The sequence below is a fragment of the Mycolicibacterium sarraceniae genome (genome assembly GCF_010731875.1).
GTDB classification, from domain to species: Bacteria; Actinomycetota; Actinomycetes; order Mycobacteriales; family Mycobacteriaceae; genus Mycobacterium; species Mycobacterium sarraceniae.
The window spans coordinates 2,114,817-2,130,370 of the sequence record NZ_AP022595.1 but is presented as its reverse complement, the minus strand read 5'-3'; the positions used below and the strand labels follow the sequence as shown (position 1 = coordinate 2,130,370).

The following is a 15,554-nucleotide window of genomic DNA, read 5'->3' as shown; positions in this document are numbered from 1 at the left end:
TGAGCAGTCCCTAGACGGGACCGGGCGAACACACCGTCCACTCGCCGCCCTCGCGCACGAAGTTCATCGGCACCTTGATCTTGTTATCCGCCGCATGGTCGAAGTGGTAGACGACAGTGGCGGTGGCCTTATCGCCATCGATTTTCACCTCGGTGACATCGTCCACGTAGCGCGCGCCCTGCGCTGCCTTCGATTTCTGTTGGCGGTCAAGAACTTCGGCCTCGACACCCCGCTGCGCGGCGCACGTGTACTTGCGGAAGTCCCCATAGTTGTCCCGCTGCAGGGCGTCGTTCTGGCCGACCGCGGCGCGACCGACCTTCACGTCCTCACTCATCGGCTTATTGCTGAACAACCAGGCCGCGCCCACCGCGGCGAGCACCAGCACGGCAACACCCAGCGCGATCAAAATGGGCATCGGGCTCGAGCCGTCGTGCTCCGGTTCGGTCACGGCTGCCACACCCGATGCAGCACGGTGGATACCTGGCGCACGCGGTCACGGGCGGTGGTGACGTCCGAGCCGGTGGCCAGTGCGACCCCAAGCCGCGACCGCGCCGAACCGTCATGGCGGCCCAGCAGTCGCACATCGCTCTCCGGCACCACCAGGGCCTCCGCCAGCACGGCAGGATCGATCTCCGGGGTGTTGGCGCTCTCGTCGGCACCGCCGTAAGTGACCTCGGCGGCACCCGGCGAAATCATGATGGTGTCCACCGGCAGACCGAGAACGGCGCGGGCGAAAAGCTCGAATTCCGACAGCCGCTGGGTGCGCAGCGTGACCAGTCCGCTGTCGTACGGGCGCACACTGACATCGGAGAAATACACCTCGTCGCCGCGAACCAGCAGCTCCACCCCGAAGACCCCGCGGCCGCCGAGCGCCCGCACGATCCGCGCGGCCACCGATTTCGCCGCCCCCAGTGCCGCGACGGTCATCTGCTGCGGTTGCCAGGACTCCAGGACACCGCCGTCGATCTGGCGGTGCCCGATCGGCTCGCAGAAATGCAGCGCCGGGCCCGCCGGGCCGTCGGTGCGCACGGTCAGTAGGGTGACCGCAAAGTCGATCTCGACGACCGTCTCGGCAAGCACCCGGTTATGCGGCACCCGGCCGCCGGCGGCGACGGCGCGCTGCCAGGCGGGGGCGACGTCCTCGGGCCGCAGCAGCACCGACTGCCCTTGGCCGGGCACCCCGATCACCGGCTTGACCACCAGCGGGAACCCGGCGTGCTCGGCGACCGCGGTCAGCTCGTCGACGGACCCGGCGAACCAGAACGGGGCGGTCGGCAGGCCCAGCTCATCGGCGGCCAGCCGGCGCATCCCCTCCCGGTCCAGGCTCAGCTGAGTGGCGTAGACACCGGGCACAACCTGGGTGGATCCGCCGTCGGCGGCGGCCCGCAGAGCATCGATGGCTACCTCGTTGGTGTCGACCACGAGGTAGGCCGGTTCGACGCGGGCGATGGCGGCGGTCAGTTCGTCGGGGTCGGTGATGGTGACGACGAGTGCCTCGTCGGCGACGTCATGGGCCGGCGCATCGGCATAGCGATCGATAGCGACGACCTCGGCACCGAGCTGCTGGAAGGCCAGCACCAGCTCTCGGCTCAGCTCACCAGATCCAACCAGCATCACGCGCATGACGCCCAAGGATAGGTGGGCTCATCCGCGTGCAGGCCAGTGCCAGGACGGCTCGTCGAGCAGACCCTGGCCGACGATCGCGGTCTGGCCCAGCTCCTTGGTGAGTTCGATGGCATTAACATCGCGCTGCTGGCGGCGCAACTCCGCCACCAACGTCTCAGCGTGGGTGACGACGACAACCTGGGATTGCTCCGACGACCGGGCGATCAGCGCGGCCAGTGCGGGCAGCAGGTCGGGGTGCAGGCTGGCCTCGGGCTCGTTGAGCACAGTCAGCCCGGCGGGCCGCGGGGTGAGCAGCGCGGCAACCCACAGCAGGTAGCGCAGCGTGCCGTCGGACAGTTCGGCCGCGGTCAGCGCCCGCAGCATCCCAGGCTGGCGCAGCGTCACCTCGAAGCGGCCGTCGCTGTTGCGGATCTCCACCCGGCTACCCGCGAAGGCGTCGTCGACCGCCTGGGCCAGCGCCGCGGAGTCGCCCACCTCGGCGATGGTCTGCAGCGCGGCGGCGAGGTCGGCACCGTCATGACTCAAAATCATTGTCCGAGTGCCGATCTGGGGTCGACGGGCGGGTGCCGCACTGTCGGTGCGGACGTGGTCGTAGAACCGCCATGACCGCACCCGTTCCCGCAGCGTCAGCAGTTCGGGGGCTGCCTGCGGGTCGGCGATCTCGCTGAGCATGCTGTCGAACGGCCGCAGGGTCGCCGCAGTGCGCCACTCCCCCTCGTCGTCACGGAGCAGCACCACCGGACCGGATCGCTGCGCCAGCAGAGCCGATGGCCGCAACACCGGGCCGGCCCACACCGCCTCCGACTTGATCTCGGGATCCAGGTTGAATTCGGATTCGCCGGGGACGGGCATCCCGAAATCCACGGCGTAGCCGAAATCCTCACCGGCGAAGCCCAGCTTGAGGCTCACCGGACCGTTCGTGCCCGGCCCCGCCCACATCGTCGAGCTCAGGCCGCCCTCGCGGGCCAGTGCGTTGACCGCGCCGTTGCGCGCCGAGTCGGCCAGCAGCCGCAGCGCCCGGTACAGGCTGGACTTGCCACTGCCGTTGGGGCCGGTGACGACGTTGCACCCGCGCAGTGGCAGGACCAGCCGCCGCAGTGAGCGGTAGTTCTCCACGGCGATGGTGTCGAGCACGGCCCCACTTAACCAGGAGGGGCGGACACATCAGACGGCGATGGACTCCTGAGCCGGCACCGCGGTGGGCGGCGCGGGCGGCAACGGCTGAACCCCCGGCACCGGCGTGTACGGCCACAGGTCCGGCGGGATGATCTGGTTGCCGGTGACCCCGGTCAGCCGGGCGATGATCTGCACCGGGATGTTGACCAGTTGGTAGAGCACCGCCCCGGCGAATTGGATCGGAAGCTTGAGCGGGCTGGTCATGTCGGCGGTGAGTCCGTTGAAAACGCTGTACACGAAATAAGGCACGAAGCCGACGATGGTCCGCACGTCCAGGGCGATGTTGGTGACGACGTCGGGATAGCCGTACATCCCGATCGCGGCGGTCAGCGCCACCTTGATGGCATCGAAGCCGGGATCCACCGGCTTGTAATCGTTTGCGGCACGCTCCATGAGGGGCTTGCCCGCCGAATACGGCTCCGGGGTCAGGCCAAACAGTTTGGCGACGGTCGGCGTGATGTCGATGTTGCTGTAGGTGTTGTTGATCGCACCCGGCTCGAAGTCACTGCCATTCGCAATGACGAAAGTGGTTGTTTCCCATGGGGTTTGGAAGCCATGCGCCCGCATATCCGAGCCGAGTCGGATGGTCGACCACGGCACCTGCCCGTGGTCGGTGGTCACCAGGACGGTCCACTTCTCATCAGGGTGTGCGGCGTTCCAGGCGTTGACCGCGGTCATGATGTCGCCGACATTCTGGTCGACGTTGGTCAGCGCGTCCCGGTACTGCTGAGAGCCCGCGTCGTACTCGTGCCCGGTGTCGTCGACGCCGACGAAGTAGGTGAAATTGAAGCTGGAGACGCCGGCGGTGGTGCCGTTGATCGCGTCGACGGATGCCTGGCCCACCAGGTCGTCGGTGTCCAGCCAGCTGTTGTTGTACTTCGGGAAGAACTTGATCGTGTCGGCGGGGATCGAGCCGGCGCCGGCGATCTGGGCGATGTTCTCCCAATCGGCGAGCACCGTGGTCTCGATCGACGGGTCGAAGGCCTCGAGCTGATTGAAGATCGTTGGCCACTTGTCATAGGTCCACGGCGTGAAGACGTTATTGAACAGCCCCGTCTTCTCACTCCATACTCCGGTCAGGATCCCCGTCCACGACGGGTTGGACATGGTGGCGTGCCCGACGATGGTCGACGCGGCGGTGGTGCCGCCGTTCATCAGGGCCTGCAGGTTCACGTTTCGGGGGTCGGACAGGATCGCACTGAGATTCGTCCCGTCGATTCCGATCACCAGCACGTGGGTGGGCGTGCTCGCGTCCAGGGCGCGCAACGATCCGCCCTCGTTCGCCGCCGCCGAACGGGTCGCGGTCATCACCACGCCGCGACGACTGTTCCCGACCACCGGAGACGTCGTCGAGGAGGCCGAAGGGGCCGGCGTCGGAGCGGCGATGCCCAGGCTGGACAGGGCCACCGACAGTGCCGCGGCCGCGGGCGATGTCACCGTCCGTCCGGAGGCGGAAGTCTCGCCGGCCGCCGCCGCGGACTTGGCGGGGTGGCTCACGGCGCCGGTGGTGCGCTGGGTCTGGGTGCGGCTGCGCGCCTTCGGTCCGGCGCTGGCCGAGCTGGACTTGGCCGCACTGGCCGACTGGCCGGCATCGGAACTCCCCGTGTCGGCGTAGGCGACAGCTGTCGCCACTGACGTCCCGAGACCGAAAAGGCCTGCCGCCGCGACACCTACGCACACGTGTTTGGCTCGACTCATTGCCCACTCCCGACCTCGTTCAACCGACCGACGGCGACGAGGGTGGGCAACCACCTGGACCCCCCAAGACCCGTGCGCCGGCAATATCTTCACTTACGGTGGGCCAACTTCGCAGCCGAGTTGGGAAAACGTTGAATTAGGAACCCAGGTCGGCGCTGAAGGCGGTCATCGCGGCCAGCACGGCGGTGAACACCCGGTGCGCGGCGGCGAGATCGTCATCGGGGAGATCGGCCAGCGCGCGGTGGGTGTGGGTGGCCAGCGGGGTGAAGAACGCCCGGGCCACGTCCATACCGTGGTCGGCGTAGCGCAGGATCACCTTGCGGCGGTCGTCCGGGTCGGAGTCCCGTCGCAGGTGCCCCGATTCGATCATCCGCTCGACGAGGTAGGTGATGGCCGCCCCGGACAGGCCCATCCGGGTGCGCAACTCGCCGGCGGTCAACGGGGTGCCGGCGTTTTCGGCGACCATGACGTGCGCCAGCGCCCGGAAGTCGTTGGCCGACAGCTGGTGGATGCCGGCGAACGCCCGGCCGATCTGGTCGGATTCGGCCGATAACGCCTGAACGTCGGTAACCACCGCAGACACGAGCTCGGTCCGGTCGACGTCATCCATCCCGTCAGGATATCTGTTCAGTTGATGAAATGTTAAGAAAATGAAGCTATGTTGGAGTCCATGCATCGAGCAACTGATGGCAAGCGCCCGGTGTGGGATCGGATCGGAGAACTGGTCAGCAACCGGCATTCCTGGCTGCTGGCGCTGATCGTGGCGATCATCGGCAGCGGGCTGATGGGTGTCATCGGGCAGAGCTCGGCAGCCGAGCAGTCGCCGGTATCGCTGCCGCCCGGCGCTGAGTCGGCCAAGGTCGCTGCGCTGCTCAAGGAGTTTCCCGGCGGCGAGTCAGCGCCGGTGATCCTCGTCGTCACCCGCACCGACGGCGGGTCACTGACGCCGGCCGACCTGGCTGCTGCCGAGGGGGCGCGCGGACGTATGGCCGCCGCCACCGACACCGACGGCCCGCCGATCCCGGTCGCCGCATCCGACGACGGCAAGGCCGCGCTCGCCCCGATATCCATCGCCACCGACTTGTCCGGCTTCGCCCTCAGCGACCACGTCAAGGCACTGCGTCAGGCCGCCAAGGCCGGACTGCCCACCGAACTGGCGGTCAACGTGACCGGCGGACCCGCGTTCGGCGCCGATATCGCAAATGCCTTCGCCGGAGCCAACATCACCCTGCTGGCCGTCACCGGCGCCGTCGTCGCGCTGCTGCTGATCATCACCTACCGCTCACCGGTGCTGTGGCTGGTACCGCTGCTGGTGATCGCGTTCGCCGATCGGGTGGCCGCGGTACTGGGCTCGGCCATCGCCGGCGCATCCGGCCTGGCCGCCGATGGTTCGACATCCGGTATTACCAGTGTGCTGGTATTCGGCGCGGGCACCAACTATGCGCTGCTGCTGATCTCGCGTTACCGCGAGGAACTGCGCCACACCCGCCAGCATCGGGATGCACTGCGCACCGCCGTCCGGTTCGCCGGCCCTGCGATCGCGGCCAGCAATGCCACCGTGGTGCTTGCCCTGTTGACGCTGCTGTTCGCGACCTCGCCCAGTACCCGCAGCCTCGGGGTCCAGGCCGCATCAGGTCTGCTGGTCGCCGCCGTGTTCGTCCTGTTGATGCTGCCACCGCTGCTGGCATTGTTCGGCCCGAAGTTGTTCTGGCCGTTTGTTCCTCGCGCCGGCACCGAGGAGGTCACCGAGGGCGGGGCCTGGCATCGGGTCGCGGACTGGGTATCCCGCCATGCTGGGCGCGTCACGGTGGCAGCCACCGCGGTGCTCGCCGTACTGGCGACCGGCCTGCTGGCAACCCCGCTCGGACTCAACCAGATCGACCAGTTCCGGGTGAGTGCGGATTCGGTGGCCGGCTACCGGACGCTGTCCGCGCACTTCCCCAGCGGACTCACCGACCCGACCCGGGTGATCGCCAGCACCGATAAAAGTGCGGCGGTCAACCAGGCGATCCTGGCCACCCCCGGTGTCGTCTCGGCCAACCCGGCAGGGCAGTCCGACAGCGGGCTGAGCCAATGGCAGGTCGTCATCAATGCCGAGCCCGCATCGGCAGCGGCCTTCGATACCATTGCTGCCCTTCGTGATTCGGTGCACCACGCCGACCCCGGCGGTTTGGTGGGCGGCTCGGACGCCCAAGCTCTCGACGCCAGCGATGGTGCGATCCACGATCGCTGGGTGGTGATCCCCGCCATCCTGATCGTGGTGCTCGCGGTGCTCTACATCCTCCTTCGGGCTGCACTGGCCCCGCTGGTGCTGGTGGCAGCTACCGTGCTGTCCACGATGGCCGCCATCGGGCTGGGCGGCTGGGTCAGCGTGCACCTGCTCGGTTTTCCGGCGCTGGACAACGCCACGCCACTGTTCGCGTTCCTGTTCCTGGTCGCGCTCGGGGTGGACTACACGATCTTCCTGGTGACCCGCGCCCGTGAGGAGACACCGCAGTTCGGCACCCGCGGTGGGATCGTGCGCGCCGTGTCGGCCACGGGCGCGGTGATCACCAGCGCTGGCATCGTGCTGGCAGCGGTGTTCACTGTGCTGGGCGTGCTGCCGCTGATCGTGCTTACCCAGCTCGGCATCATCGTGGGCCTGGGCATTCTGCTGGACACCTTCGTGGTGCGCACCGTCGTGATCCCGGCGTTGTTCACTCTGATCGGGCCGGCGATCTGGTGGCCGGCATTCACGCGCAGCGAGATCGAACCGGCCGAGGGCGCGTAACGTCGTGACACTCAGACCGCGAACTGCTCGCGGTGGCCCTCGAAGACGCCGGCACGGGCTAGCAGCAAAAGGCTCACCGCCAGCACCCAGATCGGGAAGCCGAGCGTCAACCACATGCTGATATCACCGGCAATCAGCAGTGCCGCCGCGAGCAGATAGCTGATGTAGACCAGCCAGCGCGGCATCAGTCCCGTGCGCAGCCAGATCGTCGCCAACGAGATCATGAACACCGCCGCCATCCGCAGGGCATAGGTCTTCGACAGAGCCAACACCACCATCTGCCCAAACAGCGCCACCTCGTTGTGGCCCACTTCGCTATGCCCTATTGCGCCGTTGCTGGTGGCCAGGCCTGCCCCTACCGCGCTCGTCACGAACATCATTGCCAGGAACAGCAGTCCGCTACCGAGGAACACCGTCGAGAAAAACCGGTCTTCGAGCCGGCCCAGGTTGTCGCGCACGACGCCGATGAACCACAAAAAGCTGATCCCGGCGAACGGCATCAAAATGGCGGCGATCTTCATCTTGCCGCTGGCCGCATCCAGCCACTGCGAGCCGGGTTGCGCGCCCTCCGGCAGCGACCACCGGATCAGAATCAGGTTAGCGCCGAACAACACTGCGAACGCCACACCGGCCGCGGCGGCTGCCCGTGGGGTGGTCAGGGATTTCAAGCGGGTTTCGGCCACGCCGTCATGGTGTCAGACTCAGGGCTGCCCGGGCAGTAGACGCACCATCAACCCGTGCGATTCCGCACAGAGCGTGCCGTCGGGGTCGCGCAGTTCCGCGTTCACGAAAGCCTTGCGTCCCTCGGCTTCCCGCAGCCAGCCACGCACCGTCAGGTCGGTGTCGATCGGGGTGACGTTGCGGTAGTCGACGTGCAGGAAAGCGGTCCGGCTGATGGGACGTCCGGTCGCGTGGATGACCATCCCGAACATCGAGTCGAACATCAGCGGCAGCACACCACCGTGCACGGCATAGTTGCCGCCGACGTGAAAGCGACTGAACCGCACGATGAATTCGACGGCCTCGGCATCGAACTTGGTCACGCGGTAGGGCGCCATCAAAAGGCTGCCGGCACCGGGCAGGCTCGGCACCCGATTGGCCGGGCCGATCCCCTCGGCAGCCTCGGACGGTGCCAGCAACGACACCAATTCCTCGACCCGATCGGCTGCCGCGGACCAGATAGCAGGGTCCGGGTTGGCCGACACGGCCAGGTCCTGCGCTCGGCGCATCGCGGTGAGGAACCGGCCGAACCCCTCGCCGGGTTGGGCGACTTCGAATTTCGGGAAGCCACCGTGCTTGTAGTAGTCCGGGTCGAGGTCGCGCTCTTGTGTCATCGCGCGGCCAGGATGTCGCGGCGCACAATGGTCTGGTCGCGGCCCGGTCCCACGCCGATGCACGAAACATAGGCTCCAGCAAGCTCTTCCAGACGTAGCACGTAGTCGCGCGCCTTAGCCGGCAGGTCCTCGAACTCGCGGGCCTCGGAGATGTCCTCCCACCAGCCGGGCAGTTCGGTGTAAATCGGCTCGGCGCGGGCGATATCGCTCTGGGTCATCGGCATCTCACCGGTGCGCTTGCCGTCGACCGTGTAGCCAACACAGACCGGCACCGTCTCCAGGCTGGACAGCACGTCGAGCTTGGTCAGGAAGTAGTCGGTGATGCCGTTGACCCGGGTGGCGTAGCGGGCGATGACCGCGTCGAACCAGCCGCAGCGCCGCGGTCTACCGGTGGTGACACCGACCTCGCCGCCGGTCTTGGCCAGGTATGCGCCGTTCTCGTCGAACAGCTCGGTGGGGAACGGGCCCGAACCGACCCGGGTGGTGTAGGCCTTCAGGATGCCGAGCACGGTGGTGATGCGGGTGGGGCCGATCCCCGAGCCGACCGCAGCACCGCCGGCGGTCGGATTGGATGAGGTGACGTACGGATAGGTGCCGTGATCGACGTCGAGCAGCGTGCCCTGCGAACCCTCCAGCAGAACCGTCTCGCCGGACTCCAGCGCGGTGTTGAGGATCAGGCGGGTGTCGGCGATGCGGTGCTTGAAGCCCTCGGCCTGGGCCAGCAGCGCCTCGAGGACCTCATCGGCATCCAGCGCCTTGCGGTTGTAGATCTTGACCAGCACCTGATTCTTGAGCTCGAGGGAGGCGCCGATCTTGGCGGCCAGCAGATCGTGGTCGAGGACGTCGGCGACGCGGATGCCCATCCGGGCGATCTTGTCCTGGTAGCAGGGCCCGATACCCCGGCCGGTGGTGCCGATTTTCTTACTGCCCATGTAGCGCTCGGTCACCTTGTCGATGGCCACGTGGTACGGCATCAGCAGGTGAGCATCGGCAGAGATCAGCAGCCCGGAGGTGTCGACACCGCGGTCGTCCAGGCCGGCCAGCTCGGTGAGTAACACCCCGGGGTCGACGACGACACCGTTGCCGATGACGTTGGTCACCCCCGGCGTCAGGATGCCCGACGGGATGAGGTGAAGTGCGAAGTTCTCGCCGGTCGGCAGGACGACGGTGTGCCCGGCGTTGTTACCGCCCTGGTAGCGCACCACCCACTGCACCCGGCCACCGAGTAGATCGGTGGCTTTTCCTTTTCCCTCGTCGCCCCACTGGGCGCCGATCAGGACGATTGCCGGCATGGTGTTTCTCCTGCTTATTGTGGTGCAGCCGGTGACCTACCCTATCGGAGCGCAGCACAAGGAGCGTCGTTGACCAACACCGAGATCGCCGTGTTGCGATTCGGGGCTCGCCGGCTGCCGCGCGCGTTGGCTTCGTTGCGCTGTCGCGACGACCCCGATGCGTGCGCTATCGACGCTGTCGTCGAGGCCGCGTCCCGGGTGGTGGTGGTGGGGTCGGCGGCCGATCTGGCGACGGTGCTGACCCGGCTGATGCGCACCGAACGACTCGACGTCGAGGTGGCGGCGGCGTCCCGCTGGCGCGGTGCCCGACGGGCATTAACCGGTGTGGCACAACGCATTCCGCTGATCCGTGACGAGACGGGAACAGCGCTTGCCGGTGCCGCGTTCTGGCTTCCCCCTGCCGACGAGCGAGTGATCCACGGCGAGGCCGTCGTCGATGATGCCGTGCTGTTCGACGGTGCGGTGACGGGCGTGCGCATCGAGCCGACCGTCTCGATGCCGGGCCTGCGGGCGGCGACGCTGACCGGCCGGATACGTCCGAACCGCTGGCTCGCCGGGCGGGCCGTGCAGCTGGGCACTACCGGCGCGCGCGTCGTGCGCGACGGCGTCGAGCTGCCCCGCGAGGCCAAGCGCTCGGCGTTCTACCGGCACACCACGGGCTGGCTGCGGGTCTCGTGACCCCAGGTCACAGCGGGTGTCCGGTAGTTTCGTGAGGTGAACATCCGTCCGCTGCACCAATCGGTGCGGCCCAGCCCCGTGTTTTTGGCCATCGTCGCGTTCACCATTGTCGGCGGGGTGCTGGCCTGGCTGGCCGCCGCATCCGTGCGGCCACTGGCGTACGTCGGGGTGTTCATCTTCGTCGTCGCCGGCTGGTTGGTGTCGCTGTGCCTGCACGAGTTCGGCCACGCCTACACGGCCTGGCGGTTCGGCGACCATGATGTCGCCATGCGGGGCTACCTGACGCTCAACCCGCTCAAATACTCCAGCCCGCTGCTCTCGCTGGGCCTGCCACTGCTGTTCATCGCGCTGGGCGGGATCGGGCTGCCCGGCGGTGCGGTCTACCTCCGCACGGCGTTCATGACGCCGCGGCAGCGCACGCTGGTGAGCCTGGCCGGCCCAGCGGCCAATCTCGTGCTGGCCGTCGTGCTGCTCGCGATCACTCGGGCGTTTTTCGACCCGAGCCACGGGGTGTTCTGGTCGGCGGTCGCGTTCCTGGGATTCCTGCAGATCACCGCGCTGCTACTGAACCTGCTGCCGATCCCCGGCCTGGACGGCTACGCCGCCCTCGAGCCGCATCTGAGCCCCGAGACACAGCGTGCGGTCGCACCGGCCAAACAGTTCGGGTTCTTGATCCTGATCGTCCTGCTGCTGGTGCCAGCGTTGAACCAGTGGTTCTTCTCGGTGGTGTTCTGGTTCTTCGACCTGTCCGCAGTACCCGCGCCGCTGGCATCCATCGGTGCCCAGCTGACTCGCTTCTGGTCAGCCTGGATCTGATTCAGACCCAGGCGGGGGGCAGCGATCCCCTCCGTCGTTGCCCCCCGGCCCAGTTCCGTCCCCCGGTTGGCAAACAACAGTTTAGCGAGCTGGGAGCCTGCTGGGAGCTAGTTCGCAAGATTTGATTCACTGGACTTGTCAAGCGTCCGCTGGAGTCGTTTAGATTTGAGTACCGGGTCTGGGATTTCTGTAGGTGTGCTGTTTCGTGACAACGGTGACGCTGTGGGCCTCCACCTGGATGTCTGGGGACGATTCGAATGCTGCGCCGGTCATCTGCGACCCCTGGTTTTCTACGCCGCCGCCTTTGGGGTCACTCGCAAGGTCCCCCGGCGCAGATCAACGGAGGGTTCACGTTGGGCCGGTGCAGCTTTCGTTGAGATAGGCGAGCACCGCGAGGACACGGCGATCACCGTCGCCGGATAGCGGAAGCTTCGCGAAGATTCCGCCAACGTGTTTTCGGATCGCTGCCTCTGATACGACAAGCCGTTGCGCGATCTGGGGGTTTGTTAGACCCTGAGCCATGAAGCCCAGAACCTCCTCCTCGCGCGGGGTGAGTGTTGCCAAGACCCCTCTTCTTCGGGAGTCACCGACGAGCGCGACCACGATTTCTGGGTCGGTGAGCGTTGCGCCGGAGACGATGTCACGGACAGCATCAACAAAGTGGCGGACGTGAGCGACGCGGTCTTTGAGAAGGTAGCCGAGACCGCCACGACCGGTGTCCGCGCTACGGTCCAGCAGTTGGTGCAGCGAGCCGACGGAGGTGTACTGCGACAGGATCACCACCGGAAGCCCGGGCGCGTTTCGTCGCAGTTCAATCGCTATGCGGATGCCCTCGTCGGTGTGGGTTGGTGGCATGCGGACGTCAGTGATGACAACATCGGGGTCGTAAACGCGCACCGCCTCGCGCAGGTCGTCGGCTGTGTCGACCGCCGCGCAGACCTGAAAGCCGTCTGATTCGAGGACAGTGACGATTCCTGTCCGCAGCAAGGGAGCGTCTTCGGCGAGGACGACCCGCAGACCGCCGGCGCGTTGACTTGTCATGCGGGGCATCTCATTCGCACCTCGGTGGGCCCGCCGGCGGGGCTGCAGATAGTCAGGGAGCCATCAATCGCCTCGACGCGAGCGGCCAGTGTGGCCAGTCCCCGGCCAGTCTGGATGGCAGCGCCGCCGCCGCCGTTGTCGCGAATCGTCATCCACCACACTCCATCCTGTCGGTCGGCGGTGATCGACACCGACGTCGCCGACCCGTGCTTGACGACATTCGTCAGCGCTTCGTTGATGACGGAGTATGCGGTGTGCTCGATCGCTGCAGGTAGCCGCTGGGAAGTCTCGGTGGTTCCGAAGTCAGTGGTAACCGGCAACGGGTACGGGCCGATAAGGTCAGTTACCGCCGCGGTCAATCCGTGCTCGGTGAGCGCACGCGGCAGGATGCCGAGAAGCACCGAGCGCAGTTCGGCAAGGCTGTCATCGAGTTGTCGGTGCGCGTCCGCTGCAAGCCGGCCCGTCTCGTCGTCGCCGTGGATGTTCTCGGCGATGCCGAGCGTCAGTGCAAGCGCGACCAGCCGGTGCTGGACGCGATCGTGCAGATCGCTCTCGATCCGGCGGCGTTCCTGTTCAACTGCATGCAGCAGCGCGGTTCGGGAATCCTCGAGACGAGCGACTTCACGATGCAGTGCTTGTGAATCGGTCAACGCGGCAACAGCCAGTTGTCCGGCTGCTCCGGCGTATGCCCCGATGATGTACATCGACAGGATCAGGATCGCGGCACCGAATATCGCGGCAGCCCAGGACTCACGGGGTGTATCGATGAGCCACACCGCGACGTTGATGGGCTCGCCAGGGCTTACCAGCCAGGGTGCCGCCAACATGACTCCGGTGAGGATCACCAGAAAGGCTACGAGGACGGTCCCGCAGGGCCCGGCGATCAGAGCCGTGAATAGCACGAAGCTGACCTGGCGGGCGCTTGGGAGGCGCTGCTCGGTGCGGGCTGCTGCCAGATCGCGGCGGATGCACTCGCAGGCGGCCTCGTCGACGAGCAACAGTCGCACGCACTCTGCCTCTAGCAACGGCGACCATAAAGCTGTTCGTAGTGAACGCGAGACTCCGAGCATGAGAACTGGCGTCATTGCAATGATCACGACGACGCTCAGACCGCCGCCAAAAACGGCCCACGCAAGTGCACGCCACGGCCACGGCGAGATTAGATATCGCGGCCCGGACACCATTGCCGCGATCAGCGATCGGGCCGGAGCCTGGACCATCGTTCAATCCTAGGCTTGGGGACGTGCTATCCGACGGTTGGTGCGCGTACCGCCGGTATGCCCGGTCAACACAATGACTGCCACGAATGGGAGGAGGCCAGCGCAAAGCAGAAGCGTCGTCGTGTTGATGCCAACCGAATCGCCGAAGACGTAGAGCATCCCGACCGAAGCAACGAGGTTGCTGCCGGCGTGCAGCATCGCTCCAGGCCAGACTGAACTTGTGGCCGACCATAACCAGCCGATGACGAACTCCAGCAGAATGCTCAGCGGTAGCCACCACAGCATGCTCCAGATCGCCTCGGAAACACTCGTCCCGCCGCCGAAGTAGCCGACCCATGGAAGCGGCCAATGCCAGACTCCCCAGATCAAGCCGGTGAGAAAGGTGGTGGCGATCGGGCGACCAGGAACCAACCGATCACGCAAATAGGCTGTCCAGCCATACTCCTCGCCCCAAAATATGGGTGCCGACGCCACGCAGATCAAGGGGCCCGCTGCCAGGTATGCCAATGCGGTTGTGGTCATTGTCAGTTCCGACGGCGACCACAATCCGACTGGGATCGAGATGGCCAGCGCGAGCAGTAACACTCCCCAGGGCATGGTCACCGCAGCCAAGCAGTACGGCCATGCCGATCTCCAGTGCAAGCCGAGGCCAGAGTCGGCGAAACCTTGTCGGGTGATCCATCGACGAACAACGCAGGCCGCAATTGCGGGCACGAACGCCGCGACCGCGAGTTGGGTCAGCGGATCATCGAGTGACCCACCCAGGAGGTACACCCCGAGCCATGGCAACCAGGCGCCCAGGAAGGCGATCGCCAGAAACCACCGAACACCGCGGCGACGTTGGGCGGGCGATTCGCGCAGCGCACTGACGATGGGGTCGCCCGAGCGGGTCGATTCATCGGTTGGTGAGGCATTCATGCGCCTAAGTACAACGCACTGTTGCCCCGAAGTCCCTCACCCTGGCGACCGCTCGACGGTAGCGCGCACGCTACCGTCTTCGGTCCCGGTCGAGCAGTGCGCAGTGCGAACGCGCAGGTGCATGACCTCACTCTTGCTTCTGCTCGGTGAACGGGTTGCTGCCGTGTGAAAGTCGTTGCTGCGCCTCGGTTTGTCGGATACGCAAGTGCTTGATGCTCTCTTCCAGCGCGGCGACCTCGCCGAGCCAGGCGCGGTCCTTCGCCTCGACGAGGCGCTGCTCGGCGTTCTCGGTCATCTCGTCGATGCGGCCCAGCTGGGCGGGATCGACGCGCAGGAACCGGCAGCGGGTGCAAGCGTGCTCGTGCACACAGGGTGTGCCGTAGGGGCGATGACACTCGCCGAGAGCCACTCGGCGCAGCAGGAAGTGTTGTTCGAATTCCGACCATTCGTCGTCCTCGGCGATCCGATCCTCGCCGATCGGGCGGAGTTGCCGTCGTCGTTCGATGAACGCCTGGTGGGCGGTGATGAGGTGCTCGGGGAACACCGCGGTGTAGCCGCGGGTGGTGTCGAGGTTCAGGTGACCCAGCAGGGCAGCGGCGATGTGCAGCGGGAGGCCGCCGTTGACGGCGTCGGTGGCGAACAGGCGGCGGAAGTCGTGCGGGGTGAACCTGATCGGTTGGCCGGCATCGCTGAGCCCGGCGACAACAGCCAGATGGTTGATAATGCCGCGCAGGTAGTGCCCGGACACCACCTCTTGGCGGGTGCCGACCTTGCGGGCGAACAGGTGCGGAAATGGTTGACCGTGGACCTTCTCGGTGACGTCGTAGCGAACCGAGAGCGGCACGTGATCGTTGCTGCCCTTGGCTCGGCGCAGCACTGCCAGCAACACCTGCACCAGTTCCGGGGTCATCGGCACCAGTCGTTCGCAGTCGGTCTTACTGGGCACGATGTGCAGCAGCGGTACCAAGGTTCCGGTGGTCGATGC

At 66.5% G+C, this 15,554-nt stretch carries 15 protein-coding genes; 3 read left to right on the top strand and 12 right to left on the bottom strand.

All coding sequences use genetic code 11. From position 1 onward, the window contains the following. Positions 1 to 10: 10 nt before the first annotated feature. The 5 genes from G6N13_RS10550 to G6N13_RS10525 form a co-directional block, all read right to left on the bottom strand. The gene (locus G6N13_RS10550; RefSeq protein ID WP_179965115.1) at positions 11 to 448 is read right to left on the bottom strand and encodes an Rv0361 family membrane protein; all 438 of its coding nucleotides are present in this window, start codon (positions 446 to 448) and stop codon (positions 11 to 13) included. Further along, positions 445 to 1,623, bottom strand: coding sequence for a formate-dependent phosphoribosylglycinamide formyltransferase (purT, locus tag G6N13_RS10545; RefSeq protein WP_163696833.1), 1,179 nt, complete (start codon positions 1,621 to 1,623; stop codon positions 445 to 447). Before purT ends, G6N13_RS10550 begins: the two co-directional genes overlap by 4 nt. A gap of 21 nt (positions 1,624 to 1,644) precedes the next feature. Next, a complete protein-coding gene (locus G6N13_RS10540; protein ID WP_163696831.1) occupies positions 1,645 to 2,760 on the bottom strand; it encodes an AAA family ATPase in 1,116 nt (371 codons plus the stop codon). Between the two features lie 30 nt (positions 2,761 to 2,790). Next, a complete protein-coding gene (locus G6N13_RS10535) occupies positions 2,791 to 4,500 on the bottom strand; it encodes an alkaline phosphatase family protein (protein WP_220096775.1) in 1,710 nt (569 codons plus the stop codon). Positions 4,501 to 4,636: 136 nt separating this feature from the next. After that, positions 4,637 to 5,110 (bottom strand): MarR family winged helix-turn-helix transcriptional regulator, encoded by a 474-nt coding sequence (locus G6N13_RS10525; RefSeq protein ID WP_163696825.1) that lies wholly within the window; start codon positions 5,108 to 5,110, stop codon positions 4,637 to 4,639. 60 nt (positions 5,111 to 5,170) lie between these two features. Between G6N13_RS10525 and G6N13_RS10520 the strand changes: the two genes are divergently transcribed. After that, positions 5,171 to 7,270 (top strand): MMPL family transporter, encoded by a 2,100-nt coding sequence (locus G6N13_RS10520; RefSeq protein ID WP_163696823.1) that lies wholly within the window; start codon positions 5,171 to 5,173, stop codon positions 7,268 to 7,270. Between the two features lie 11 nt (positions 7,271 to 7,281). Here the strand turns inward: G6N13_RS10520 and G6N13_RS10515 are convergent, their stop codons facing one another. From G6N13_RS10515 to G6N13_RS10505, 3 genes are read right to left on the bottom strand one after another with little or no spacing between them, the layout of a single operon-like run. Continuing rightward, positions 7,282 to 7,953: a hypothetical protein gene (locus G6N13_RS10515; protein ID WP_235677994.1), complete on the bottom strand. Its 672-nt coding sequence runs from the start codon at positions 7,951 to 7,953 to the stop codon at positions 7,282 to 7,284. 18 nt (positions 7,954 to 7,971) lie between these two features. Further along, positions 7,972 to 8,604: a PaaI family thioesterase gene (locus G6N13_RS10510; protein ID WP_163696822.1), complete on the bottom strand. Its 633-nt coding sequence runs from the start codon at positions 8,602 to 8,604 to the stop codon at positions 7,972 to 7,974. Then, positions 8,601 to 9,896: an adenylosuccinate synthase gene (locus tag G6N13_RS10505; protein WP_163696820.1), complete on the bottom strand. Its 1,296-nt coding sequence runs from the start codon at positions 9,894 to 9,896 to the stop codon at positions 8,601 to 8,603. Before G6N13_RS10505 ends, G6N13_RS10510 begins: the two co-directional genes overlap by 4 nt. Before the next feature lie 69 nt (positions 9,897 to 9,965). On the opposite strand from G6N13_RS10505, the gene G6N13_RS10500 reads away from it, so the two are divergent. Then, positions 9,966 to 10,574 carry a peptidase M50 gene (locus G6N13_RS10500; protein ID WP_163696817.1) on the top strand — a complete coding sequence of 203 codons (609 nt, stop codon included), beginning with the start codon at positions 9,966 to 9,968 and terminating at the stop codon, positions 10,572 to 10,574. Positions 10,575 to 10,610: 36 nt separating this feature from the next. Then, on the top strand, positions 10,611 to 11,390 hold the full coding sequence (locus tag G6N13_RS10495; RefSeq protein ID WP_163696815.1) for a site-2 protease family protein: 780 nt from the start codon (positions 10,611 to 10,613) through the stop codon (positions 11,388 to 11,390). Between the two features lie 348 nt (positions 11,391 to 11,738). Here G6N13_RS10495 and G6N13_RS10490 read toward each other — a convergent pair whose 3' ends face one another. The 4 genes from G6N13_RS10490 to G6N13_RS25040 all read right to left on the bottom strand — a co-directional run bounded on the left by G6N13_RS10490 (position 11,739) and on the right by G6N13_RS25040 (position 15,515). After that, on the bottom strand, positions 11,739 to 12,431 hold the full coding sequence (locus G6N13_RS10490) for a response regulator transcription factor (protein WP_407663889.1): 693 nt from the start codon (positions 12,429 to 12,431) through the stop codon (positions 11,739 to 11,741). Then, complete coding sequence (locus G6N13_RS10485; protein ID WP_235677993.1) at positions 12,428 to 13,438, bottom strand: sensor histidine kinase; 1,011 nt, start codon at positions 13,436 to 13,438, stop codon at positions 12,428 to 12,430. The genes G6N13_RS10490 and G6N13_RS10485 overlap by 4 nt, the downstream gene beginning before the upstream one ends. A gap of 222 nt (positions 13,439 to 13,660) precedes the next feature. Further along, positions 13,661 to 14,569: a CPBP family glutamic-type intramembrane protease gene (locus G6N13_RS10480; protein WP_163696812.1), complete on the bottom strand. Its 909-nt coding sequence runs from the start codon at positions 14,567 to 14,569 to the stop codon at positions 13,661 to 13,663. A 127-nt stretch (positions 14,570 to 14,696) separates the two neighbouring features. Then, positions 14,697 to 15,515: a tyrosine-type recombinase/integrase gene (locus tag G6N13_RS25040; protein WP_235677992.1), complete on the bottom strand. Its 819-nt coding sequence runs from the start codon at positions 15,513 to 15,515 to the stop codon at positions 14,697 to 14,699. Between the last annotated feature and the right edge of the window lie 39 nt (positions 15,516 to 15,554).

Coding starts and splice junctions, on each gene's coding strand:
- purT (WP_163696833.1), bottom strand. CDS start 1,623: ATGCGCGTGATGCTGGTTGGATCTGGTGAGCTGAGCCGAGAGCTGGTG.
- G6N13_RS10535 (WP_220096775.1), bottom strand. CDS start 4,500: ATGAGTCGAGCCAAACACGTGTGCGTAGGTGTCGCGGCGGCAGGCCTT.
- G6N13_RS10525 (WP_163696825.1), bottom strand. CDS start 5,110: ATGGATGACGTCGACCGGACCGAGCTCGTGTCTGCGGTGGTTACCGAC.
- G6N13_RS10520 (WP_163696823.1), top strand. CDS start 5,171: ATGCATCGAGCAACTGATGGCAAGCGCCCGGTGTGGGATCGGATCGGA.
- G6N13_RS10510 (WP_163696822.1), bottom strand. CDS start 8,604: ATGACACAAGAGCGCGACCTCGACCCGGACTACTACAAGCACGGTGGC.
- G6N13_RS10505 (WP_163696820.1), bottom strand. CDS start 9,896: ATGCCGGCAATCGTCCTGATCGGCGCCCAGTGGGGCGACGAGGGAAAA.
- G6N13_RS10490 (WP_407663889.1), bottom strand. CDS start 12,431: ATGACAAGTCAACGCGCCGGCGGTCTGCGGGTCGTCCTCGCCGAAGAC.
- G6N13_RS10480 (WP_163696812.1), bottom strand. CDS start 14,569: ATGAATGCCTCACCAACCGATGAATCGACCCGCTCGGGCGACCCCATC.